The 23,520-nt window shown below is 37.2% G+C and carries 22 protein-coding genes; 10 read left to right on the forward strand and 12 right to left on the reverse strand.

Going from position 1 to position 23,520, the window contains the following annotated elements:
• Positions 1–22 precede the first annotated feature (22 nt).
• The 5 genes from DD829_RS21785 (at position 23) to DD829_RS21805 (ending at position 3,840) form a co-directional block, all read left to right on the forward strand.
• A complete protein-coding gene (locus DD829_RS21785) occupies positions 23–577 on the forward strand; it encodes a hypothetical protein (RefSeq protein WP_108408987.1) in 555 nt (184 codons plus the stop codon).
• Positions 578–607: 30 nt separating this feature from the next.
• On the forward strand, positions 608–1,255 hold the full coding sequence (locus DD829_RS21790) for a hypothetical protein (protein WP_108408986.1): 648 nt from the start codon (positions 608–610) through the stop codon (positions 1,253–1,255).
• Complete coding sequence (locus DD829_RS21795; protein WP_076395132.1) at positions 1,234–2,019, forward strand: sensor histidine kinase; 786 nt, start codon at positions 1,234–1,236, stop codon at positions 2,017–2,019. The genes DD829_RS21790 and DD829_RS21795 overlap by 22 nt, the downstream gene beginning before the upstream one ends.
• Complete coding sequence (locus DD829_RS21800; protein WP_076395130.1) at positions 2,016–2,654, forward strand: response regulator transcription factor; 639 nt, start codon at positions 2,016–2,018, stop codon at positions 2,652–2,654. The genes DD829_RS21795 and DD829_RS21800 overlap by 4 nt, the downstream gene beginning before the upstream one ends.
• Positions 2,655–2,847: 193 nt before the next feature.
• Positions 2,848–3,840 (forward strand): zinc metalloprotease, encoded by a 993-nt coding sequence (locus DD829_RS21805; protein ID WP_108408985.1) that lies wholly within the window; start codon positions 2,848–2,850, stop codon positions 3,838–3,840.
• Positions 3,841–3,902: 62 nt separating this feature from the next.
• Here DD829_RS21805 and DD829_RS21810 read toward each other — a convergent pair whose 3' ends face one another.
• From DD829_RS21810 to DD829_RS21850, 9 genes are all read right to left on the reverse strand, one after another.
• A complete protein-coding gene (locus tag DD829_RS21810) occupies positions 3,903–5,765 on the reverse strand; it encodes a M1 family metallopeptidase (RefSeq protein ID WP_108408984.1) in 1,863 nt (620 codons plus the stop codon).
• A gap of 143 nt (positions 5,766–5,908) precedes the next feature.
• Positions 5,909–6,736, reverse strand: a complete 828-nt coding sequence (locus tag DD829_RS21815; protein ID WP_108408990.1) for an endonuclease/exonuclease/phosphatase family protein — start codon at positions 6,734–6,736, stop codon at positions 5,909–5,911.
• 263 nt (positions 6,737–6,999) lie between these two features.
• A complete protein-coding gene (locus DD829_RS21820) occupies positions 7,000–9,198 on the reverse strand; it encodes a M1 family metallopeptidase (protein WP_108408983.1) in 2,199 nt (732 codons plus the stop codon).
• A 79-nt stretch (positions 9,199–9,277) separates the two neighbouring features.
• Positions 9,278–9,472 (reverse strand): hypothetical protein, encoded by a 195-nt coding sequence (locus DD829_RS21825; protein ID WP_108408982.1) that lies wholly within the window; start codon positions 9,470–9,472, stop codon positions 9,278–9,280.
• Positions 9,473–9,474: 2 nt separating this feature from the next.
• Positions 9,475–10,731, reverse strand: a complete 1,257-nt coding sequence (locus tag DD829_RS21830; RefSeq protein ID WP_108408981.1) for a S8 family peptidase — start codon at positions 10,729–10,731, stop codon at positions 9,475–9,477.
• A 163-nt stretch (positions 10,732–10,894) separates the two neighbouring features.
• Complete coding sequence (locus tag DD829_RS21835; RefSeq protein WP_108408980.1) at positions 10,895–11,473, reverse strand: hypothetical protein; 579 nt, start codon at positions 11,471–11,473, stop codon at positions 10,895–10,897.
• Entirely contained in the window at positions 11,473–12,171 is a 699-nt protein-coding gene (locus tag DD829_RS21840) for a hypothetical protein (RefSeq protein WP_076395114.1), read from the reverse strand. The genes DD829_RS21835 and DD829_RS21840 overlap by 1 nt, the downstream gene beginning before the upstream one ends.
• A gap of 16 nt (positions 12,172–12,187) precedes the next feature.
• Positions 12,188–13,060, reverse strand: coding sequence for a DUF2589 domain-containing protein (locus DD829_RS21845; RefSeq protein ID WP_228408263.1), 873 nt, complete (start codon positions 13,058–13,060; stop codon positions 12,188–12,190).
• Positions 13,061–13,599: 539 nt separating this feature from the next.
• Positions 13,600–14,481: an SDR family oxidoreductase gene (locus DD829_RS21850; RefSeq protein WP_076395112.1), complete on the reverse strand. Its 882-nt coding sequence runs from the start codon at positions 14,479–14,481 to the stop codon at positions 13,600–13,602.
• Positions 14,482–14,710: 229 nt separating this feature from the next.
• Here DD829_RS21850 and DD829_RS21855 point away from each other — a divergent pair, with 229 nt between their 5' ends.
• Positions 14,711–16,345: a DUF1800 family protein gene (locus DD829_RS21855; RefSeq protein WP_108410445.1), complete on the forward strand. Its 1,635-nt coding sequence runs from the start codon at positions 14,711–14,713 to the stop codon at positions 16,343–16,345.
• 4 nt (positions 16,346–16,349) lie between these two features.
• Positions 16,350–17,966 carry a DUF1501 domain-containing protein gene (locus tag DD829_RS21860; RefSeq protein WP_108410444.1) on the forward strand — a complete coding sequence of 539 codons (1,617 nt, stop codon included), beginning with the start codon at positions 16,350–16,352 and terminating at the stop codon, positions 17,964–17,966.
• A gap of 116 nt (positions 17,967–18,082) precedes the next feature.
• On the opposite strand, the gene DD829_RS21865 is transcribed toward DD829_RS21860, so the two are convergent.
• Positions 18,083–18,493 carry a DUF1573 domain-containing protein gene (locus DD829_RS21865; protein ID WP_076395107.1) on the reverse strand — a complete coding sequence of 137 codons (411 nt, stop codon included), beginning with the start codon at positions 18,491–18,493 and terminating at the stop codon, positions 18,083–18,085.
• A 162-nt stretch (positions 18,494–18,655) separates the two neighbouring features.
• On the opposite strand from DD829_RS21865, the gene DD829_RS21870 reads away from it, so the two are divergent.
• Positions 18,656–19,903 (forward strand): sensor histidine kinase, encoded by a 1,248-nt coding sequence (locus tag DD829_RS21870; protein WP_108410429.1) that lies wholly within the window; start codon positions 18,656–18,658, stop codon positions 19,901–19,903.
• 15 nt (positions 19,904–19,918) lie between these two features.
• Complete coding sequence (locus tag DD829_RS21875; RefSeq protein ID WP_108410428.1) at positions 19,919–20,599, forward strand: response regulator transcription factor; 681 nt, start codon at positions 19,919–19,921, stop codon at positions 20,597–20,599.
• A 217-nt stretch (positions 20,600–20,816) separates the two neighbouring features.
• On the opposite strand, the gene DD829_RS21880 is transcribed toward DD829_RS21875, so the two are convergent.
• Positions 20,817–21,191, reverse strand: coding sequence for a winged helix-turn-helix transcriptional regulator (locus tag DD829_RS21880; protein ID WP_228408264.1), 375 nt, complete (start codon positions 21,189–21,191; stop codon positions 20,817–20,819).
• A 108-nt stretch (positions 21,192–21,299) separates the two neighbouring features.
• On the opposite strand from DD829_RS21880, the gene DD829_RS21885 reads away from it, so the two are divergent.
• The gene (locus DD829_RS21885) at positions 21,300–21,902 is read left to right on the forward strand and encodes an FMN-dependent NADH-azoreductase (protein ID WP_029297608.1); all 603 of its coding nucleotides are present in this window, start codon (positions 21,300–21,302) and stop codon (positions 21,900–21,902) included.
• Between the two features lie 144 nt (positions 21,903–22,046).
• Here DD829_RS21885 and DD829_RS21890 read toward each other — a convergent pair whose 3' ends face one another.
• Complete coding sequence (locus tag DD829_RS21890) at positions 22,047–23,381, reverse strand: dihydroorotase (RefSeq protein WP_108411357.1); 1,335 nt, start codon at positions 23,379–23,381, stop codon at positions 22,047–22,049.
• Positions 23,382–23,520 lie beyond the last annotated feature (139 nt).

The raw sequence follows: 23,520 nt of genomic DNA on the forward strand, positions 1-23,520 counted from the left end.
TACACCTTTTAAAACTAGCTTTATGGAAACAAAACCAAATTTAGACAACTTAGAATTTGAATCTGCCGAATCAATTTCTAATCCCAACACCCTTCATTGCGATTTGATCAGAACTCTTGTAGAGAACTACAGAAAAAATCAGTTGGCGTGTATAAACCAAAATTTAGGATTTGATGATGCCCATTCCATTCATTTTGATCTGGCTACGCTGAAAAAATTTATTTCAGACATTGAAAATGAAGCATCGAAAAACGATTCCCGCGTTACAGATCAGGATTTGGGAATACGATTTTATTATGCGGCTTATCCTAAAGAGCAGGACTGGAATATTATGTCGGGAACTCCGATCGGAACAGAATATGCACAAAGGCACACTTTAGTTTTGGTTCCTACCATGAAACAGGAAGACGAAAACGGAGATAAACTCTGCTATGATTTCAATCCTTTAAGCGCAAGCGGAAGCGGAGAGTTTTTGGCGATGGCTTCGGCAAGAAATTCCGGTTTGCAGGGAGAGGTGGTATGTCAGAATCATGGTACCCTGTCTCCTCCTTCCACACAAGTAACAGAATCTTTTTAATAAAAAATTATATTTACACGAATAAGCACAATGAGTGAATTTCAAAAAGTACTACAAGAATCTTTAATCTGGACGGAAGGGCTGGCTGCTCTTATTTCTATTATATTTTATAGGAATGCTAAAGATAAATACTGGAAGTACTTTTCCATTTATTTAATACTCATGTTTTTATGTGAAGTTTTTGGGAAATGGGGCGGATATTTAATGGAATATAATAAGCCAAAGTTTTTTAATTATTTTGTTATTCCTGTTGAGTTTTTATTTTTCTATTGGCTTTACGCAGCAAAATCATTAAAAAGACCAAAACTATTCTATACGCTATCTGTTATTTATCTGCTTTCCTTTCTTCCCAATGAATATTTTTTTAAAGCAGGAAAAATAATTTTTTCATTCAATTATACGTTTGGCTGCCTTATCCTGATGGTTCTTGTGATAATGGAATATTATAGGCAAATTAACTCTTCGGATATTTTGCATTTCAGTAAAAACAAAATGTTTTACATTAATCTCGGGGTCACTTTATTTTATATCGGAACTTTACCTTTTTGGACGTTCTTCAGTTTATTAAACAAGTATCCAGAATTATGGAATATGTATTTTAATTATTTCCTAGTTTCCGGAATCATCATGTATTTATTATTCTCAATTTCATTTATATGGGGAAAACAGAGCTCATAATAACAATCATCCTTTTCAATATATTTTTTGTATTGTTTGTGGCTGCAGTGATGGTTTATATCCGCAAATACAAACAGCGCAAGAAAGAATATCTGAATGAGATTGAAATAAAAAACGAAATTCACCAGAAAGAATTGTTAGCGACGCAGCTTGAAATTCAGCAGGCAACGATGCAGCAGATCGGGCGCGAACTTCACGATAATATCGGGCAGAAATTAACGTTAGTGAGCCTTTACACCCAGCAGCTTTTGTATGAGAATAAAGTTCCGGAGGTAAGCGAAAGAATTGAGCAGGTTTCACAGATCATCAATCAGTCGCTTCACGATCTCAGGAGCCTTTCAAAAACATTAACGGACGATAATATTAATCAAAAGGAAATCGTAACTTTAATTCAGGAAGAAGTAGACAATACCAATGCGTTTAAAAAATGCCATGTCGATTTTCAGCATAATTTTAATCAGCTGGATCTCAGCTTTGTGCATAAAAACGTATTGCTGAGAATTACTCAGGAATTTATTCAGAACAGCATCAAACATTCAGGCTGTAAAAATATTCTGATTAATCTGAATACTTCTCAGGAGTCGCTTTGGGAATTGAATATTAAAGATGACGGGGTGGGTTTCGATCAGTCCAACATCAAATCCAACGGAATCGGGCTCACCAATATGAAAAACAGAGCCGAAATTATCGGGGCAGATTTCTGTCTTGAAAGTCAGAAAAATTTGGGAACTACGCTCAACATTATTTTAAAAAGACAGCCATGAAAAAAACGATAGTAATTGTAGACGATCATGTACTTATCGCAAAAGCTTTAGAAGGAATTATTGATAATTTTCCGGAGTTTGAAGTAATCTACGTTGCCGAAAACGGAAAAGACCTGATCCAGAAATTCGAAAATAACAGCAAAATTCCGGATATCATTCTTCTGGACATCAGTATGCCGATTATGGACGGTTTCGAAACCGTACTTTGGCTTAAAGAAAATCATCCGAACATTAAAGTAATGGCTTTAAGCATGCAGGGCGACGATAAAAGCGTTATTAAAATGATCCGGAACGGCGCCAAAGGGTACTTACTGAAAAATACACATCCGAAGGAACTGGAGAATGCATTGACGAAACTTAACAATGACGGTTTTTTTTATCCGGAATGGGCTTCGAAAATCATTTTTTCCAACATGAACAATGAAGATGCTGCCAATAATGTAAAAATTTCCGACCGCGAGAAAGAGTTTTTAAAATACACCGTTACAGAACTCAGCTATAAAGAAATTGCGGATAAAATGTGCTGCAGCCCGAGAACAGTGGAAAGCTACAGAGATCAGCTTTGTGATAAATTAGATCTTAAAACGCGGGTTGGTCTTGCCGTTTTTGCCATTAAAAACGGTTTTGCAGGATAAAATCAACATTCAAACATTACTCAATAATAGTTTTAAATAATCAATAAAAACGTCTTTTAAATATAAATACAGTAACACATATTTAAAATTACTATTTATTGAATAATAAAACAATTCAACTACATAGTGAAATACTTGCATATCTACTTCAAATAATATAATTTCATCCTGCGAAACAAAATATTGTATTTTTATGAAAAAACTATTATTCGGAGCTCTTATGCTGAGTTTCCTGTCTGCGTGTAACAGCGACAACATTTCTAACCAGACCGAAGGATCTGAAAACACTCCTGCCATTTCCGGAACCGCACTGCAAAGAGGCTGTGCTTCAGAAGAAATCAGAAAAGTGGCATTGAAAAACAGTTCGGAACTGAGACAGAAATATTCTGAAATCGAAGCCAAAACCGAACGATTTGAAAATGACATGAAGCTGGGTAAAGTATTATCCGATGGTACCGTTGAAATTCCGGTAGTGGTAAATGTCTTATACAGAACAACTGCTGAAAATGTTTCTGACGCCCGTATTGCAGAACAAATTGCAGTTCTTAATGCGGATTATGCAGGAACCAACACCGACGTTTCAAAAATTCCTTCCGAATTTCAGGGGGTAAAAGCAGGTGATGTGAAAGTAAGATTCAGACTGGCAAATGTGGTGAGAAAATCTACCACCAAAACAAGTTGGGGTACCAATGATGCCATGAAGAAAGCATCTACCGGAGGAATTAATGCAACAAGTCCTTCTAATTATCTAAACATCTGGACGGTAGGAAATATGGGACAGGTTCTTGGCTATGCGACTTTCCCTGAATCTTCCGGATTATGGAATGATGGTGTGGTAATTGCCGCTCCTTATTTTGGTAAAACCGGTGCCTCTTCTCCATTTAATCTGGGAAGAACAGCCACCCACGAAGTGGGACACTATCTGAACTTAAGACACATCTGGGGAGATGCTAACTGTGGAAACGACCTTGTAAGCGATACACCTACACAAACAACAGCTAACACAGGAAAACCAAGCTACCCTCTTTACAATACCTGCAGCGGCGTACAGAGATCTGTAATGTTCATGAATTACATGGATTATGTGGATGATGCAGCCATGTTTATGTTCTCCGCAGGACAAAAAACCAGAATGCAGTCTGTTGTAGCTTCTAACGGAGCAAGATCAGGACTAAGACTATACTAATCTTTATTGTTAATTTTAATACAAATGATTCCGGCTGTTTCTCTGAAACAGCCGGAATCTATTTATAATGTTTTAGTATTGTCTTTCGGTGTATAATCCATAAAGATACCACCATCAAGATTTACCGATTTTACTTTTTTGGTAATCGGAACCGTAAGCATTGTTTTTTTCTGATCTTTTTCCCAGACCGATGGCGAAAAATGAAGCTTCTCCACAGTTCCGTCTTCATAGCCGATTTCTGCATCAAAAGGGATGGCAAAACCGCCTACATTATCCACATTTACTGTCAAAAGATCATTCATCTGAGATGCTGAAGACACTTTCAGGTCGATATAATTATTGGTGTAAAACCAGTTATTGAAGAACCAGTTCAGATTTTTTCCCGAACCTGTATTCATAGAATTAAAATAATCCCACGGAATCGGATGCTTTCCGTTCCAGTTGTTCATATAATGATGTAATGCTTTTTTAAACAGATCATCCCCCAGATAATCTTTTAAAGCCAGATAAGACAGGGATGCTTTTACATAAGAATTATTTCCGTACCCTGCTCCGCTTACCTGAGTACTCATCGTAATAATAGGCTGATCCTGTTCCGCAGAAGGATCATTGATCCATCTTTTTACCCTGAAATTTTTATAAAATTCTTTGGCTTTTGCTTCTCCGTTTTCATCAATTCCGATTAAATATTCCAAAGTCGTTGCCCAACCTTCATCCATAAAAGCATAACGGGTTTCGTTGATGCCCATATAGAAAGGAAAATAAGTATGTGCAATTTCGTGATCCGCCGTTAATCTCGCATCCTGAAAATCATCCGGAATACTGGTATCATTAATCATCATCGGATATTCCATGTCTGCGTATCCCTGAATTGCGGTCATCGCATTGTAAGGATATTCCACTCCGGGCCAGTTTTTAGAAAACCAGTCGAGATTATACTGCATCCATTCCACATAATGCTCAAAATCTTTTGCATCCGCTTTGTAACCTGCCTGAACACTTGCTCTTTTCGTTTTAAGCTGCACACTTGCTGCATCCCAAACATAATGATTGCTTAAAGCAAAACAGAAATCGGTGATATGACTGGCTTTAAATTTCCACGTATTCCATTTATTCTGCTTCGTTACTTTTCCGGACTTCATTTCTTGCTCAGTCGCAATATGAATGACTTTGTCGCTTTTTAATGAAGACTTATATCTTTTTAAATACTCAGACTGAAGAACGGCATCGGGATTCAGGAAATCTCCGGTTGCCCAGACTACGTAATTTTTAGGCGCAGTAATGGCAAAACTGTAATCGTTGAAATCATTATAAAACTCCTGCCTGTCGGAATGCGGAAGCATATCCCATCCATTGTAATCATCATAAACAGAAATTCTCGGGAAAGAATAGGCCACATAAAATGTTTCAGGATCTATCTGTCCTTCTCTTCCGCTTTGTACAGATAAAGGATACTCCCACTCGATGCGGATTTCAGCTTTTGCTTTGGATTTTAAGGCTGAATTCAGCTTTATTTTTTCAACCGTTCCCCAATCGTCGCTGTTTACGTTATATTTTTCACCATTTACAGCAAATGATTTAATATGCAACCCCGAAGAAAGAAAATCTTTGGAAACAACGCCTGATCTCGGAGCCTGTGGTTTATGGAGATTATTAACAAATCTTATGGCAAGATCATTCAGATCATTTGGGCTGTTGTTGGTATAGACGATGGTTTCCTTTCCCGAAACCACCTTAGAATTGGCATCTATCTTTACCTCAACATTATAAATCCCTTTATTCTGCCAGTAATTTTTACCCGGAGCGCCCGACAGATCACGGGTTCCGTTTTCGTATGCTTTTTTAATATTTCTCGGCATATACAATTCCTGCGCGGAAAATTGCCATGAAACTAAAAACAATACACCCAAAACAAGCTTTTTCATTAAAATCTTTTTATAATAAGTATTTTATTTAACATAAAAGTAACAAAAAACGGCAATATAATTATTACCGTTTGTATTATTTTTTGATCGCTTACAATTAAGCAGAAATCATTTATTATCTTAAATATTTGACTAAAGCCATTTTAAAACATTAAATCCACCAAAACCGGAAAGTGATCCGATGGATACAGAAGATTTTCTCTTCTGTCGTTGATGTGTCTGTGAGATTTGATCTTAAAACCTTTCACGAAAATATAATCAATCCTGTCCTTCGGAATTTCATTTACATTGAAACCTGTAAAAGTACCTTTCGGACCGTAATGTTTTGTTTCTGAATGATAAAAACTGTCTTTCATATTCTGCGACATAATTTTTATCGGCTCCGAATCTTCCGTTAAATTAAAATCTCCGCTCACAGTTACCGGCAGATTTTTAGGATTGATTTCTTTGATTTTCTTTAAAATTAATTCCGAAGACTTCACTCTTGCTACATTTCCGATGTGATCGAAATGAAGATTCAGTGCCATGAATTCTTTTTTAGATTTTTTATCTCTGAAAACAGCGTAGGTACAAATTCTGTTCAAAGCGGCATCCCACCCTTTTGATGGTTTTTCAGGAGTTTCCGAAAGCCAGAAGGTATCCGATTTTAAAACCTGCAATCTGTCTGTATCATAAAAAATAGCCGAAAATTCACCTTTTTCTTTTCCGTCGTCTCTTCCCACTCCTACATAATCATAGTTTTTCAATCCGTTTTTTATATCCTTCATCTGATCCGGCAATGCTTCCTGAACGCCGAAATAATCGGGATGATAATACGTAAGGAGATCTGCTACATCCTGTTTCCTGTTTGTCCATGAATTTTCTTTATCCGAATCTACATTCAGTCTGATATTAAAACTCATCACCTTAAGATTCTGCGAAAATCCCAATGCAAAAACCATCAGGAATACGATTGAAAATCTGTAATTCATAATCATCTATTTTAAGTAACAAAAGTAATGTTTCTCCTTAAAACAGCCTTCAGAATTGGGAATTTTAATATTAAATTCAATTTAAAAACAAAAACTCCGGAGTATTTTCCGAAGTCTTGATTTATTATTTTAATTTAAACCATTAAAATGGAGTTAAGGGGTTAAGAATATCTAAGTTTCCAATTTTTAAGATTTAAAAAAATGATTTTTCTTGATAAAGCTTAACTTCTTAATTTAGAACTTAATGGTTTAAAAGATTAAAATTATTCTTTATTAAATTTAAATTCTCTTCCGTTCTGCTTAAAGGTAAATGATTTTTTATCCTGACTGAAAGTTAAAGAAATCTGCGCCATTTCCAGACTGAACGTATTGTTCCCGGTATATTCCAGAGGAAATTCCTGCTGTCCTGTTGCCTGAGCAAAAAGCTGGTTGTTTTTCTCTGTAAATACAATTTTCATCGGAAGATCCTTGCTTCCGAAAGTTCCTGTAAATTCTTTAAGATTTACTTTTTCCGTCGGTTTTGCATCAGCGGAACTCCAGGTGTTATTTTTAGAATCTACATCCGGAATTTCTGAATTCGGATCCAGTTTCACCTGATCGATTTCTTTTGTGGAATTGATTCTGAATGTCCATTCCGTATTTCTTTTCCAGACCTCGATCGGCAGTTTTACCATTTGCTGCGTTCCGTCTTTAAATTTAACCTGAACGTTGGTCGGCATAGGTAACTGTCCGATATTTTCAACCGTGATCTGCGCTCCGTTTTTAAAGTCTCCGTTAACGTATTTTACATTTTTAATACCCTGATCGATTTTCCATTTGTTGATGAACCACCCTCTCCAGAACCAGTTCAGCTCTTCACCCGACACATTTTCCATCGTGTGGAAAAAATCCCAAGGTGTAGGATGTTTGAAAGCCCATCTTTCAACATAGGTTCTGAATGCCTTGTCGAATTTTTCAGGTCCTAAAATAGATTCTCTTAAGATTTGCAGTCCCATTCCCGGTTTGAAATACGCCAAAGCACCGATGCTGTTTTCTTTCATATTATCCGGACCTACCATGATGGGTTCAAAACCGTCGCTCATAATATATCCGCTCATCTGCGCAATATTTTTCTTTTCGTAATACTCACCTTTGTTGAAAGCTTCCGTAGAAAGTTCGTTGATGAATGTGTTGAATCCTTCATCCATCCAAGCAAATAATCTTTCGTTGGAACCCACAATCATCGGGAACCAGTTGTGCCCGAATTCATGATCTGTAACGCCCCAAAGATCGCCGCCTTTGGAATCCATGTGACAGAAAACAATTCCCGGATATTCCATTCCGCCTTCATTTCCTGCTACATTGGTTGCAGCCGGATAGGTATATTCGTACCATTTTGCAGAGTAATGCTCAATCGCCGCTTTTGTGTATTCCGTAGATCTGCTCCATGCCTCTTTCCCTACACTTTCTACAGGATAAGCGGAGATTGCCAAAGATTTTTTCCCGCTCGGAAGGTTAATTTTTGCGGCATCCAGAATAAATGCAGGAGAGGAAGCCCAAGCAAAATCTCTTGCCTGATTGATTTTAAATTTCCATGTTTTTGTTCCTGTTGAATTGTTTTTCCCCAACTCAGATTCAGAACGGATCATCACTGTTTTATCACTGTTCTTTGCCTGATCCCATCGGCTGATTTCTTCTTTGGAATACACTTCTTTTGAATTAAGTAATTCTCCTGAAGCCACCACATAATGATTGGCAGGAACGGTAATGTTTGCCGTAATATCTCCGTATTCCAGATAAAATTCCGAAGCACCGAGATAAGGCAACGTATTCCATCCCATTACATCATCATACACACACATTCTCGGATACCATTGTGCTATCGTAAAGATCTTTCCGTTTTTCGTATCCTGAATTCCCATTCTGTCGGAACCGTATTTTGGAGAAAGGAAAGAATATTCAATTTTAATTTTTGCGACGCCTCCCATCGCTTTCAGTTCAGCAGGAAGATCAATCTGCATCCTGGTATCAGTAATAGTATATTTTACGTCTTTACCATCTAATTTTACGGATTTTATTTTGTAACCGCCGTCAAATTCCTCACCATGCGCTCCGTTTCGGCTTCCCGAAGTCGGTACGACTGCGTTTCCTCTTGAATCTTTTGCAAATAAATTCTGGTCGAGCTGCAACCATAAAAAACCCAGTTTGTCGGGACTGTTATTGGTATAAGTGATTTCCGCGGTTCCTGTGAGTTCGTTTTTGGCTTCATTAAGGCTTACATCGAGATTGTAACTTGCCGAATTTTGCCAGTACGCGTGTCCCGGCTGTCCGCTTGCGGATCTTGTAGGTGTACCTGTCTGTGTATAGAAAAATGGTTTGAAAGCTTCTACGTAGCTGTATTTCGGGGCTTCCTGAGCCAATGCAGACTGTGAAAAGAACATCATGGCAAGCGCAGAAACAAGAGTTGGAATTTTGAAATTCATATTAATTCTTTTAATTTAACAAAGTAAACAAAAATAAGACTTCTCCGGACAGAAAAGTCTGATGTCTTCATTTATCTTGTTAAATTTCTTTGTCTTCTTCCACAGAAAGAAAATACTGCTCAAAATCTTTATCTGAAACCGGCTTTTCGCTTTCAAGTTTTACGACTCCGATGGTTTTGTAGTGAGCAGACAATCTTACATTGTTTTTTTTCAGTTCTTTTTCAAGCTGTCTGATATCTGTATTTTTTTTGAGAACTGCTAAGTATGTTTTCATCATTATATCTGTATAAGTCCGTTTCCGATGTCTCTGTATTTCAAACCTTCGATGGGTTTTGCCTTCATTTCTACGAGTTCCCAGATTTCTTTTGCCGATTTTTCGGGAAACTGTTCCATATATAAGGCAATAAACCCTGAAACATGCGGTGTTGCCATGCTTGTTCCGCTCATTGCGTAATAATTGCCGTTTTTATTCTTAGAATTTTGGGGATAAGAACTGATGATATCGACTCCGGGAGCGCAGATATTGACGTTTCCTCCGGTTGAAGGATTTAAGCCTGCGTTGGAAAATTTAGCTACTTTCATTTGTCCGTCAATCGCTCCGACTGCCATTACCGACATGGAGTTTGCAGGCATGGAAACAGGTTTTGGAACAGCCGGTCTGTTACTGTCGTTTCCTGCTGCTGCAATAATGATGCAGTTGCTTTCCAAAGCTCTTGCCCCCACGGTTTCAAAAAGCGGAGAAGGTGCTTCATTCAGCAGAACCGGAGAAGCGAGTGAAAGGGACAGAATTCTGAATTTCTTTGTAATTGCCCAGTCTATAGCATCAATAACGCTGCTTGTGGTTCCTTTTCCTGCATCGGAAAGCACTTTTGCAATTTTTAAATTGGCATCTTTTGCGATTCCGTACCGTTTTCCGTTATCCAGCCGAATGTTTCCTGTTGCAACTCCTGCACAGTGGGTTCCGTGACCGTTGGGATCGCGGCTCCAGTCTTCTCCGGCAATAAAGGATTTGCCTTCAATATTTCTTCCGAAAAAATCGGGATGAGAAAGTTCTAGTCCTGTATCCAGAATACAGATATCAACACCTTTTCCCGTGTATAAAGAATTTCCGAGACCCAAAGCTTTGAGCCCCCATTCCATTTCTACTAAAGGTTTTTGAGGTAACGGTTTATTTATAATGTATTTTTCCAGCTCGGTGATTTTGTCTGCAATCTCTGCGGACTGTTTTTTCAGTTCACTGATGATGGAGAGCTCATCCGCCGAAAAAAAATCTCTTTCTTTTTCAAAATAAACGATCGGGTTAGAATCGTTTTTCACAGCGCTTTTCAACTGTGCTTCATCCATATTTTCAACCACAAGAACACCCAGATTTTTGTAGAGAACTCCGTTATCTTCATCAATAACATCATAGGCTCGGTTTTCTGCGGAAAGAAATTCTGATGAGGTAATGTTTACATCAAATTCATTTTCAATTTTTTTGAGGGAATTTTTATGCTGATCTTCGAGAACAACAATGTATCTTTCATTTTCCATGGGTTTTGTTTTTAAATCTATTATTCGCCTTTTAATTTTAATACAAAGGGCACTAAGTTTTTTTTACAACTAATTGTTTTTAAGGCTCACAAAGGTGTTTGGTTACGTCGAATCTTCGATTTCACTTAAATTAAGAAACACAGAGATTTTAAATTATTACAGATTAGTTTAATTTTAAAAGAACTTTTTCAAGAAGCAGATAGATATCTTCCGAGATCATCTGTAATCTGAGTTTTTTATTAATTCCGGCAATCTGAGTGTTTTGTTTGATTAAAGAATTCCAGAAGTCTTCAATTTTTGGTACATTGACGAGACTTTTCACGATTTCGTCGTTCAGTATTCCGTTTTGATAGAGAGAAACAATTAATCCTGATAAAATTTCTTCTGCTTCATCCAGTTTTTTATGCTCTTTGGTGTACATTTCCATTAAAAATTTGTGGACACTTTCCATTGCGCTGAATGAAAATCCCCAAGTCAGCTCACGTTTTCCCGAAGCTATTTTTTCCATCTGAACGGGATTAAATCCTCTTTTTACAGTGGAAATCATGTTCATAACCTTTAAAACTTCAGATTCGTAAGTAGTATTTCCTTTGATCTTCAGGTAATCTAAAAATTCATAGAGAAATTCCTCAAACTGCGCATCAAAATCGAAAGACTTCGACAGATAAAGCTCCTGAACTTTATTAAAATGTTCAAGCAGTTCCTGAATTTTCTGTATTGTATGATGAACAAGTTCCTGCATTACTCAAAAATTATCTGTTCGACTTCTTTACCGTCCTTGTCTTTAAAAGAGACGATTCTGATTCCTTCGTCTTCCATTTCCACATGAAGATTGACGAAAAGCTTGTCTTTGTCTTCCGCAGAGTTGGTATTGGGATCGATGTAGATGTTATTGATTTTAGAATTCACGAGGCTGAATCTGTTCAGCAAAGCATTACTAAAAATTTCTTTCAGCTCGTTCACTTCCTCTTCGCCGTTTCCTTCCTGCACGCGGAAAATTCCGGAATTTAAACTTTTAACATTCTGTCTGAGATCAACTTTAAGCAATTCTACAGAAGGTTTTTTACCAAATTTCTGGTCTCCGGTTTCAAGTGCTTTAAAAAGACTGGTAAATTCTTTGGTCTGAAGCTGTTTTTTGCTGATCTCCGTCATATTGAGGTTTTTCTCTTTATTGACAAGGCGGATTTTTTTGTTAACATCTTCCACAAGCTGATCTTCGCTGTACTTGAAATTGTACTTCGAATCTGCATCAATATCTGTGATCTTGATGGGGATATCCATTTTTACACTCGGAAGCGAATATCTTGGAACTTTAAAAAACTTTAAATACTCGTGTTTAGCATATTCTTTTGCGATCATTACCGCATTTTCGTCTGCTTTTTTACGAGCCTGAATTATCTCGTTGTTGAGATAATCCAGGTAATCTGATAATTTAATCATTTCTCGTAAAGGGTTTTTATTGTGCGAGTAATCCTAAAACTTTTTCCAATCCTGCAGGCATTTCGTCGTTGGTTGCTCTTACTTTTACGCCCAGAGAATATTCTTTTTCCACTTTAATTCCTGTGGCTGAAGTTCTTTTGTAAGAAACATCCACTTTAAACTTCACAGGTCCGAAACCTCCTGAAGCTCCCGCAGTGATCCCGAATTCATCGCTTACATCTTTGGTGTAAGTAGAATTTAATTTTACATTGAAATCCACTTCGCAGGTTTCAATTCTGAAGCTCGGAACATTTAGTAATGCAATGAAAGGAACTGAAATTTCAACATCGTTCATTGTTTCTTTAGGATTGGTGGAACTTTCGGGTTCTGCCGGATCAAAATCTGGGTTTGGTCCCATTTTTTTGTACTTGAATTCCGCCATACGAAGTTTGCTGTCGCTTCCATCCTGCTCAAATCCTACTTCTTTGATGAAATTTACTGTGCTGATTGATGCATTCGACTGTGCTTTTACACACGCATCCAACGGACCTCCGATGATGGTTGCAAAATCGATGCTTCCCAATTCTGCTGCAAAATCTGCACTTTCGGCTCCTGAAGTTTTGAAAACCTGATCATCTGCCGCCATTCTTCCTGCCATCATTTTCATGATTTCTGAAGAAACGGCTGCGAAAGATTTTTCCCACTTCTCATCGTAATTTTTCTTGAAGTCTTCAATAATGCTTACCAATTCTTTGTTGGAAAGGGAAGAAAGCTCGGAAGTTTCAATACCCGATACTTTTTCGTAGACTGCAGGACTTAAAGATTTTTCCAGTCCTGTTAATAAATCAATTAATTCACTTTTTGTTTTCTTGGTGTGGTTCGCTTCCAACACCGACTTTAATGTTTCCATGTTTGGTTGTTTAGGTTATTAAAAATTGATACTGCAAATGTATCATCGCCTGTGATGAGTTGTCTCAGTAATTCACCTAAATTTCAACCGTAAAATCACCCAAATAAAAAAAGTAGATTCCCCATTGAGAATCTACTTTTTGCTTTATTTAAAGGATTTTTTTCTTTTTAAATTAGAAAACAATTTAAATTTTTCTAATTATCCGCAATATGCTATAATTAAGTGTTGTTTGCTGTAATCATTATTATTTTTTTACCACAACGTACACTAAGGTTATCCACAAAGCTCACAACTATTGTGTTCCTTGTGAAATCTTTAGTGTTCTTCATGGTTAAAATCCAAGTATGATAAATAACATATATCAAAATAAATTTTTATACACATTGTCATTCCGACGAAGGAGGAATCTCTACATAAGATAATAGATTCTTCACTCCACTTCTGAACTGCGTTCGTAGACTTTCTGTCTATGTTTAGAATGACAAACGTATTACTAATCTTAACTCCTTAAAATTATTCTTAATGGTTAAAATTTAAAATTAATTTGATTTTTTTGCTTTAATCATGGCTTCCAAAGCATCCCACATTTCCTGCGGAATATCTTCAAGCATGTTAAATTCACCTGCTCCCTGCAACCATTCTCCGCCGTCGATGGTTACCACTTCGCCATTCATATAAGCGGAATAATCTGAAACTAAGTAAGCGGCAAGATTTGCCAGTTCCTGATGTTCTCCTACTCTTCTTAAAGGAACTTTCTTTCTCATATCAAATTTTTCCTGCAGGTTTCCCGGAAGCAATCTGTCCCATGCTCCTTTTGTAGGGAAAGGTCCCGGAGCAATGGCATTGAAACGGATTCCGTATTTTGCCCATTCCACCGCCAAAGATCTCGTCATTGCCAAAACGCCTGCTTTTGCACAAGCGGACGGAACCACATACGCAGAACCTGTCCATGCATACGTTGTTACAATATTTAAAACCGTTCCCGGTGTTTTGGAATCGATCCAGTGTTTCCCAACGGAAAGAGTACAGTTCTTTGTTCCTTTCAACACAATATCCAGAACAGCATCAAAAGCAGAGTGAGTGAGCCTTTCTGTGGGGGAAATAAAGTTTCCGGCAGCATTGTTGAGCAGGATATCAATTTTTCCGAATTCTTTTAACGCAGCTTCTTTCATGGCTTCTACCTCATCCCAGTTTCTTACGTCACACGCAACGCAAAGAACTTTTCCGCCTGTTTCTTCTTCCAGTTCTTTTGCAGTTCCCTGTAGTTTTTCGAGGTTTCTGGAAGTGATGACTACTTTTGCGCCCAATTCGAGAAAATATTTGGTCATTGCTTTTCCAAGACCACTTCCTCCTCCTGTTACAATGGCTACTTTATCTTTTAAAGCTCCTTCACGAAGCATAGGCTGTGTATAAAGATTCATAATTTAGTTTTAATAGATTACGTTAAGTAGTAAATTTACTATAAATATTTGTTTTGGCAGAGTAAAAAGCTATGCACGATATAGAATTGTAAAAAACCTGCTATACCAAGCTTCATAAAATCAATCCCCAAACATTTCCAATATATACTAAATTTAATCTCTGTAATTTTATTAAAACATTATATTTAATTCATTAAAATTGTACATTTGTTAAAAATTAAGCATAATTATGCCAAGTCTTACTCCTAAAACCAATGTGCTGGGATTTTCGAATGCTTATCATCTTCTCAGACGTACCACTTATAACATTACGAAAGCAAAGATTCTGGATTTTGCAACCAAAACTCCACAACAGGCGCTTACGGAATTGTTTACATTCAGCAATCCTGTTCCGCCGTCTCCGCTTAATAATGTAGGTGAAACGATTGTCCCGACGGCTGCAAATCCTACCATTACCGATACGCAAAGCACAGCAAACAGTGTGAGGAACGATCTTTACTGGTGGCTTTACAGCGCTTTGAAAGATCCTTCTGCCCAATATAAAATTGCTTATTTTCTGCACGTTCTTTTTGTAACGGATGATGATACTTCTTTCTGGACCAACTATGATTATAAGGAACTTCTAAGATTTCACGCCAACGGAAGCCTTAAAGAACTAGCTTTCAGAATAACGCAGAATCCGAGGATGCTTATTTTCCTGAATAATAATGTGAATCTGAGTACAAGTCCCAACCAAAATTATGCAAGGGAGTTTCTGGAGCTTTTTACGATTTTAAAAGGACCGCAGATTGCTGCGGGAAATTATACCAACTATACGGAAACAGATGTACAACAGGCGGCAAGAGTTTTAACCGGATTTTCTCTCACCTCATCGGTTCATCTGGATAAAACGGCAAGACTTACTTCTCTAGATCCGGTAACGAATATTCCGACAGGTCAGGTAAAAGTTAACACACATGACACGGGAACCAAAACATTTTCGTCAGCTTTCGGAAATCAGGCAATTTCGGGAGGAAATACAGAAGCAACGATTAAAGCCGAGCTTCAGAATTTCATCAATATGATTTTTAATCAGGATGAAACGGCAAAAGCATATTGCAGAAGAATGTACCGTTATTTTGTGGGAAGATTAATTACCACCGAGATCGAAAATGACATCATTGTTCCTTTGGCAGCTTCTCTTAAGGCAGATAATTACAATATTATTCCTGCACTGACCACCCTGCTGAAAAGCAAACATTTTTACGATGAGGAAGACAGCATTACGGGAGACCAGACTATCGGAAATATTGTAAGAAATCCTGTTGAGCTTTATCTTCATATGTTTTCCCTGCTGAATCTTCAGGTTCCGCTGTATGGCGTAAATCCTTCGGCAATACACAGTCTGATGAATGTTGTCGGCAATTTCTCTACAAATATGGGAATGCCCATTTTCAGTCCTCAGTCGGTAAACGGATATGCAGGATATTCCAGCAGTCCGAATTATGATAAAAACTGGATTACCACTTCATCTCTGAGAATACGGTACAACAATACAATAGATTATCTCATCAACGGTCTTACCTACAACGGCTTTACCTTTAAACTGAATAATGCATCTTTTGTAAAAGACAGCGGATATTTTTCAAACCCCGCCAACGCAGATACACTGGTAACAGAATTTCTCCAGATGATGTTTGTGGAAGTTCCGGACGGCACCCGTTATGATTATTTTAAAGGTGTTTTTCTGAATAATTTAAGCACCATCAACTGGCAGAATGAGTGGAATAACTACCTCAGTACAGGAAATGCCAATAATGTAAAGATTCCGATCGACAGACTGGTAAAAGCCATCATTAAATCTCCTGAATTCCAAATAATTTAAGATCATGAACAGAAAAGATTTTTTAAAATTAATATCTCTTGCGGGAGTCGGAGCTCCGTTTTATCTTAACGGAATGCCTTCGAGGTTTATGAATCAGTTTTTGGATTTTCAACTGAACTGTGATACGGTTAACGACCGTTCTCTGGTTATTCTGAGACTTGCAGGAGCAAATGACGGATTGAATACGGTAATTCCGATCAGCCAGTACAGTACGTATGCCGCCTTACGTCCCAATATAAAAATTGCCAGTTCAGGAACGGGAAGTTACATTCCGTTAGACAGTACGGTATCTTCCGGTAAGCTTGTAGGGCTTAATCCTTCTATGACGGGTTTTAAAAGTCTATATGATTCCGGAAAACTGCTTTTAATGAACGGAGTTGGCTATCCGAACCCGAATTATTCGCATTTCCGATCAGAAAATTTAATGTTTGCAGGGAAAGACGGAACTACAAACTCGGATCTTCTCGACGGTATTTTCGGAAGATATCTTGGCGCGTTATATCCGGGACTTGCCGGAAATCCGACCACACTGAATCCTGATCCGCTTGCTATACAGATGGGAAATCTCAATCCGTGTCTGTTTTATGAACATACGACTGAGAAAAATATCGAATACAACATGACCGGATTTCAATCGAGTGTTTTCAGCAATTTAAACTTAATGAATTCTGAATATAATGATCTTCTAAATTATATAAAAGGAGTTGCCACGAGTATGGATGCGTACTATGACCGTGTGATGCAGGTTTTCAATGCCGGAAACAATTCAACCACTACTTATCCTAATTCGTCTCTTGGAAAACAACTGAAAACAGTGGCAAGAATGATTAAAGGAGGCAGCAAGACCAAGATTTTTCAGGTGAATCTAAGCGGATTTGATACTCACGTGAGTCAGGTACAGACGGGAAATACGCATTTGGGAACCCACGCGAATCTATTGGCTGATATTTCCAATTCTGTTGCCGCTTTTCAGGCAGATATTCAGCAGTTGGGAATTGCAGATAAAATAATGACGGTTACTTTCAGTGAATTCGGCAGACAGGTTCGTGAAAACGGAAGTGTGGGAACCGATCATGGAGATCTTGCTCCGTTTTTCGTAGTTGGAAACGCCGCAGCCGCAGGAATTTTGGGAGATCATCCTGTATTTACCAACCAGACAAGTTTTTACTATAACCAAAATCAAAGAAGATATGATTACCGGCAGATTTTCGCTTCTCTTCTTCAGGATTGGCTTGGAGCAAGTACGAGTCTTATGATTACTTCGGAGCTGGATTATTACGTTACGGGAAATCAGAAAGTGGATGTCATTAAGAATTCTCAAAAAGCCAATGCGGTCTGTTCAACTTTGGGAACATCGAATGTGGTTTCAGATAAAGGAATAAGGATTTATCCGGTTCCGGCAAGCCAGTTTGTGTATGTGGAATTTGACAACAGAACATCCGGAAATATAAAGTATCAGTTAATGGATATGAGCGGAAGAGTAATTCAAAGTTCATCAGAAAAACCTGTATCCAACCGAATTGAAATTCATGTTTCGGGAATTCCTGAAGGAAATTATTTATTGATAATCAATACAGATTCTGAAGAAATCAGCAGAAAAATTATTGTTTCGCACCGTTAGAAATTTTTATAGAATCTCTAAAATAAAAGTTTTAAAATAATTCAATTTAAATCAAAAACAGCCCGACAGAAATTGTCGGGCTGTTTTTATATTGAACAAGATTAAATTTATTCAGATTAAGAAGCAACAACTGTACCTTTAAATGAAAGAGTCTTTGGAGTTTTGCTGTCGCTTGTGGTAACGTTCACTGTTTTCATGAACGGACCTGCAGCAGCAGCGTTGTAGCTTGCTTCTACAAATCCTTTTTTACCCGGAAGAATAGGCGTTTTTGTATAATCCGCAGTTGTACATCCGCAAGAAGGTGCTACATTTTCGATAATGATAGGCTTCTTGGAAGTATTTGTAAATTCGAATCTGATGGTTTTGGGTTTTCCCTGAGGAATATTTCCAACATCAATAGATTCTGATTTCCATGTAACGTCTGCAAGAATTCTTACAACCGGATTATTGTCAGTCGGAAGTGTATTTGCAAAAAACGGAGAAAATGCCAAAACAGCTAATAATGCTGAAATTTTTAAATTTTTCATGAGTATAAATTTTAATAATTAAAAAGAACCGATTTGTTTTTGTTTTCACAAATGTAAGATGAATATTTATATTAATCCTGTTAACCGGTCTCAAACATTTGTTAATAAGTTGTTAATGATCAGAAATTAATAGATAATTTTGGATATTATTGTTCCTGTAAAATGGAAATAAAGAAACTCAATATTATTATAACGCTAGGTTTTGTTGCTATTATCGGAATTCTGATAGCACAGCTTTTATGGACACGACAGGCTTATAATCTTGAAGACAAGAAATTCAACCAGACCGTAAACATTGCTTTACTGGAAGTGGTTGAAAAACTTTCCGGCGGAAAAACTTCCTTTACAGAAAGCCCGGTTCAGAATATTTCCAATGATTATTACGTGGTAAATATTAACAATGAATTTCACCCTGAAGTTCTGGAACATTACCTGAAAACTGAATTTACACGTTTTCAAATTAATACCGATTATGTTTACGCATTGTACAATTGCCACAGCGATCAGATGATCTACGGAAAATTCGTATCCAAACATCAGGAAAGCCCGAATGAAAAAGTGATTAAATTTCCGAAGCATAAAAATCTGGTGTATTATTTTTCCATCCGTTTTCCGGATAAAACCACGTATCTCATCAGTTCGTTACGTTTCTGGTATCTTCTCACTTTTGCCCTGATTATCATTCTTCTGGTATATGTGTATTCCATTTATACCATTATTCAGCAGAAAAAATTCTCAGAACTGCAAAGGGATTTCATCAATAATATGACGCATGAATTCAAAACGCCTCTTTCGTCGATATTGCTGGCTTCAGAAGCTTTAACGAAGCAGGAGCAGATCAAGGAAAACCCTAAATTACAAACGTATACTTCCATCATCACGGATCAGAGCCACAAACTGAATAGTCATATTGAAAAAATACTGAATATTGCCAAAAATGATGCTTCAGGATTGTCTCTGAAACCGCAGCGAATTGTTTTAAAGCCTTTCATTCAGGAAATTGCAAAAACCGTAAAGCAGAAGAATGAAAACATTTCGATTGAATTATCTATTGATGATAATATTTCCGTTGTAGCCGACGAATTTCATTTCAGCAATATCATTTACAATATTCTGGACAATTCCATAAAATACTGTGAAACCCAGCCACACATTATTATTTCTTCTTTAAATGACACAAAAGGTTTATATTTAAAGTTCAAAGACAACGGAATCGGGATTCCTGCGAAAAACCTTCCTCATATTTTTGATAAATTTTACAGGGTAAACACTTCAAAAAGCGATGCGGTAAACGGTTTCGGACTGGGACTTTTTTATGTAAAAAAAGTGGTTCAGCAGCATAACTGGAAAATTTCTGTTGAAAACAACAGCCATCAAGGAATCACCACTACCCTGTTTTTGCCATTGTAAAGAATATGTGTAATCATGGAAAAATCTAAAATTCTCTACGCCGAAGACGACAAAACCATTGCGTTTCTTATTCAGGACAGTCTGGAAAATCATTACGATATTTCCTGCTATTCTGACGGAAAATCTGCTCTGGAAGCTTTTAACAGAGGAAGTTTCGACATCTGCCTTCTGGATATCATGATGCCGGAAATGAACGGTTTTGAGGTTGCACAGCATATCAGAGAAAAAGATTCTGAAATTCCCATCATTTTTATTTCTGCCAAAGCACTGAAGGAAGACCGGATTAAAGGATTGAAAATAGGAGCCGATGATTATCTGGTAAAACCTTTCAGCATTGAAGAGCTTATTCTTAAAATTGAAGTCTTTCTGAGAAGATCTAAGAAAAAAGAATCTGCACCAACAAAATACAAGGTCGGAAACTATGATTTCGATCCGAACAATTACACCTTACACAATTCGGAAAGTACGGTAACGCTTACTCAGAGAGAATCGGAGCTGCTTTTATTTTTTATCCGAAATAAAAATACCGTTCTCAAAAGACAGGATATTCTGAAGGCGGTTTGGGGCGATGATGATTATTTTATGGGACGGAGTCTCGATGTTTTTATTTCAAGGCTGCGAAAAGTCTTTTCCGGCGAAGAAAATATTTCCATTGAAAATCTTCATGGGATTGGCTTTCGTTTTTCTGAGAAATGATTTTTTGTTTTTGGTTAATCGTAAAGGCACAAATATTCATTAAATAAGGTCTGATCTTAAGGTGCAAGTATTTCATCTACTATAAATAAACATCAATCCTTGTGGATAATCTTTGATTTTCCTGCGCTTAAAGATTTGAGACGAATAAAAATCCTGCGTCTTACAATAAGAATATTTTTTATTTATAAAAAGTTTAAACCAACTCTTTATTTAAAATTTAAAAATCTTCTTTAATTTTTCGTTTATGCGTCTTTCCCCACTGCGAAAGCGCCATAATAACAGGTTTCAGGGTTCTGCTGTAATCTGTTGAGATATATTCTACGATAACCGGAATCTGCTCTGCATGCACTACTCTTTTTACGAAACCGTTCAGCTCCAGATCTTTGAGTTCATTGGAAAGAACTCTTGCGGATATTCCGGCAACGATTCTCTGAAGCTCATTGAATCGGATATTTCCGTTTTCATGTAATGCTATAATGATTTTGAGCTTCCATTTGCCGCCAATTACATAAATAGCATCTTCCACGGAGGAAAGATGTCCGCTGCATTTTTCAGCCGTCATAGGCTCTTCAAAAACCATCGTATTTTCCATGTGTTTCAATTTTAACTAATCTACAGGTTACTGCTAACCTTTTGTTCACTACTAACTTTTAATAAGCAAATGTATATAATTTTGCTGAAGAAATTTAAATTTTTAAAAATGAAAAACATCCTTCATATCATTTCAAGTCCGAGAGCTGAAATATCGGCAAGCAGAAAATTAGGAAATGCCGTAGTGGAAAAAATTAAGGAAAAATATTCTGATGCTGTAATTAAAGAGCGTGATCTGACAAAAGACCACGTTCCGTTTCTGGAAGAAAAGCACATTAATACGTTCTTCTCTCCGGAGGAAAGCCATTCTGCAGAACAAACGGAAATCAGCGACTATTCAAAAGGACTGATTTCAGAATTGCAGGAGGCAGATATTATTGTAATTGATTCTCCGATGTACAATTTCTCGGTTCCGGCAACACTCAGAGCGTATTTTGATTTTACTTCAAGAGCAGGATATACTTTTAAATATGATGAAAACGGTCCCAAAGGTTTATTAAACGATAAAAAATTATACATTGCCTTTACTTCCGGAAATATTTATTCTGAAGGACCTTATCAGGTTTATGATTCTAATGTTCCTTATGTAAAGAATGTTTTTGGATTTTACGGAGTGTCGGACGTAAGTGTTTTCCGTGCTGAAGGTTTATCAATCCCCGGGATCCAGGAAACCGCTATGGAAAAAGCAATTGAAGGAATCACTATTGATTAATTTTTCAGATATAATTTAGAAAAGGGAGACTTACGAATTTGTAGTCTTCCTTTTTAATAGTTTTTGGCTAAAGCCGATTGATTATTTATAAATGAAAAGCGGGCTAAAGCCCGCTCCTATTGATATCGTTCTATTTTATATTTATCACTCAACTTCAAAAAGCAAACGCTCTCCGAATTTCTGTTCATTGATTTTTCCGTTTTCGTAGACCAGATTTCCGTTGACAAAGGTGTGGGTTACTTTAGAATGGAAATTCATTCCTTCCAATGGACTCCAGCCGCATTTGTAGAGGATATTTTCTTTTTCTACTGTCCAGTTTTCGTTTAAATCTACCAAAACAAGATCTGCTTTATAGCCTTCTTTGATGAAACCTCTTTTCTCAATTCTGAATAAAATGGCAGGATTGTGAGCCATTTTCTCAACAATTTTCTCTAAAGAAATCTTCCCATTTTTATAATTTTCCAGCATTACCACCAGAGAATGCTGAACCAAAGGTGCTCCGGAAGGGCATTTTGTATACACATTCTGTTTTTCTTCCCATGTGTGAGGCGCATGATCCGTTGCAATCACATCAATTCTGTCATCCAGTAACGCTTCCCAAAGTCCGTCTTTGTCTTTTTGGGTTTTTACGGCAGGATTCCATTTGATTAATCCGCCTTTTGTTTCGTAATCTTCATTGGTGAAAGTCAGGTGATGAACACAAACTTCCGCTGTAATTTTTTTATCTTTTAAAGGAATATCATTTCTGAAAAGTTCTGTTTCTCTAGCAGTCGACAAGTGGAAAACATGCAGTCTTGCCCCTGTTTTTTTTGCTAACTCGATGGCTTTCGAAGAGGATTTATAACAAGCCTCTTCGCTTCTGATCAGATGATGGAATTTCACCGGAATATCTTCGCCGTATTGATCAATATATTGCTGGGTGTTTGCTCTAATGGTTGCTTCATCCTCACAGTGAACGGCAATCAGCATTTTTGTATTGCTGAAGATTTTTTCCAGCGTTTCAGGATTGTCAACCAGCATATTTCCGGTGGAAGAACCCAGGAATAATTTAATTCCGGGAACATTTCTAGGATTTGTCTTTAATACTTCTTCCAGATTATCGTTGGTTCCGCCCATCATGAAGCCGTAGTTGGCGTAAGCTTTTTGAGAGGCAATTTCGTACTTATCTGCCAATAATTCCTGTGTTACCGCATTCGGAACGGTATTGGGCTGCTCGATAAAACTGGTTGTACCTCCTGCAATTGCCGATCTCGATTCTGTTTCAATATCTCCTTTGTGCGTTAATCCCGGTTCACGAAAATGTACCTGATCGTCGATAACACCCGGTAAAAGAAATTTCCCTTCGCCATCAATAATCCGGTCTGCTTCTTCGGAAATCTGGGAATCTATTTTGGAAATTAAATCGTTATCCAATAAAATATCGCCTTCAACAATCTTTCCTTCATTTACGATTTTTACATTTTTGATTAAGGTTTTCATTTTTACTTTTTTTTCAAATTAGAGATGGAGCCATGCTTCCAACTTTGTCAAAGTTTAAAACTTTGACAAAGTTCTTCAAAATTAAGGTTTATGAATGAATTTTAATGCAGCTGATAAAAAATCAATTTCTAAATATTTA

The sequence above is a fragment of the Chryseobacterium sp. HMWF035 genome, from assembly GCF_003094695.1.
Classification (GTDB): Bacteria; Bacteroidota; Bacteroidia; order Flavobacteriales; family Weeksellaceae; genus Chryseobacterium; species Chryseobacterium gambrini.

Excerpts from the sequence above, each read along its gene's own strand:
- DD829_RS21785 (WP_108408987.1), top strand. The coding sequence starts at position 23 with ATGGAAACAAAACCAAATTTAGACAACTTAGAATTTGAATCTGCCGAA.
- DD829_RS21790 (WP_108408986.1), top strand. The coding sequence starts at position 608 with ATGAGTGAATTTCAAAAAGTACTACAAGAATCTTTAATCTGGACGGAA.
- DD829_RS21795 (WP_076395132.1), top strand. The coding sequence starts at position 1,234 with ATGGGGAAAACAGAGCTCATAATAACAATCATCCTTTTCAATATATTT.
- DD829_RS21800 (WP_076395130.1), top strand. The coding sequence starts at position 2,016 with ATGAAAAAAACGATAGTAATTGTAGACGATCATGTACTTATCGCAAAA.
- DD829_RS21805 (WP_108408985.1), top strand. The coding sequence starts at position 2,848 with ATGAAAAAACTATTATTCGGAGCTCTTATGCTGAGTTTCCTGTCTGCG.
- DD829_RS21810 (WP_108408984.1), bottom strand. The coding sequence starts at position 5,765 with ATGAAAAAGCTTGTTTTGGGTGTATTGTTTTTAGTTTCATGGCAATTT.
- DD829_RS21815 (WP_108408990.1), bottom strand. The coding sequence starts at position 6,736 with ATGAATTACAGATTTTCAATCGTATTCCTGATGGTTTTTGCATTGGGA.
- DD829_RS21820 (WP_108408983.1), bottom strand. The coding sequence starts at position 9,198 with ATGAATTTCAAAATTCCAACTCTTGTTTCTGCGCTTGCCATGATGTTC.
- DD829_RS21825 (WP_108408982.1), bottom strand. The coding sequence starts at position 9,472 with ATGAAAACATACTTAGCAGTTCTCAAAAAAAATACAGATATCAGACAG.
- DD829_RS21830 (WP_108408981.1), bottom strand. The coding sequence starts at position 10,731 with ATGGAAAATGAAAGATACATTGTTGTTCTCGAAGATCAGCATAAAAAT.
- DD829_RS21835 (WP_108408980.1), bottom strand. The coding sequence starts at position 11,473 with ATGCAGGAACTTGTTCATCATACAATACAGAAAATTCAGGAACTGCTT.
- DD829_RS21840 (WP_076395114.1), bottom strand. The coding sequence starts at position 12,171 with ATGATTAAATTATCAGATTACCTGGATTATCTCAACAACGAGATAATT.
- DD829_RS21845 (WP_228408263.1), bottom strand. The coding sequence starts at position 13,060 with ATGGAAACATTAAAGTCGGTGTTGGAAGCGAACCACACCAAGAAAACA.
- DD829_RS21850 (WP_076395112.1), bottom strand. The coding sequence starts at position 14,481 with ATGAATCTTTATACACAGCCTATGCTTCGTGAAGGAGCTTTAAAAGAT.
- DD829_RS21855 (WP_108410445.1), top strand. The coding sequence starts at position 14,711 with ATGCCAAGTCTTACTCCTAAAACCAATGTGCTGGGATTTTCGAATGCT.
- DD829_RS21860 (WP_108410444.1), top strand. The coding sequence starts at position 16,350 with ATGAACAGAAAAGATTTTTTAAAATTAATATCTCTTGCGGGAGTCGGA.
- DD829_RS21865 (WP_076395107.1), bottom strand. The coding sequence starts at position 18,493 with ATGAAAAATTTAAAAATTTCAGCATTATTAGCTGTTTTGGCATTTTCT.
- DD829_RS21870 (WP_108410429.1), top strand. The coding sequence starts at position 18,656 with ATGGAAATAAAGAAACTCAATATTATTATAACGCTAGGTTTTGTTGCT.
- DD829_RS21875 (WP_108410428.1), top strand. The coding sequence starts at position 19,919 with ATGGAAAAATCTAAAATTCTCTACGCCGAAGACGACAAAACCATTGCG.
- DD829_RS21880 (WP_228408264.1), bottom strand. The coding sequence starts at position 21,191 with ATGGAAAATACGATGGTTTTTGAAGAGCCTATGACGGCTGAAAAATGC.
- DD829_RS21885 (WP_029297608.1), top strand. The coding sequence starts at position 21,300 with ATGAAAAACATCCTTCATATCATTTCAAGTCCGAGAGCTGAAATATCG.
- DD829_RS21890 (WP_108411357.1), bottom strand. The coding sequence starts at position 23,381 with ATGAAAACCTTAATCAAAAATGTAAAAATCGTAAATGAAGGAAAGATT.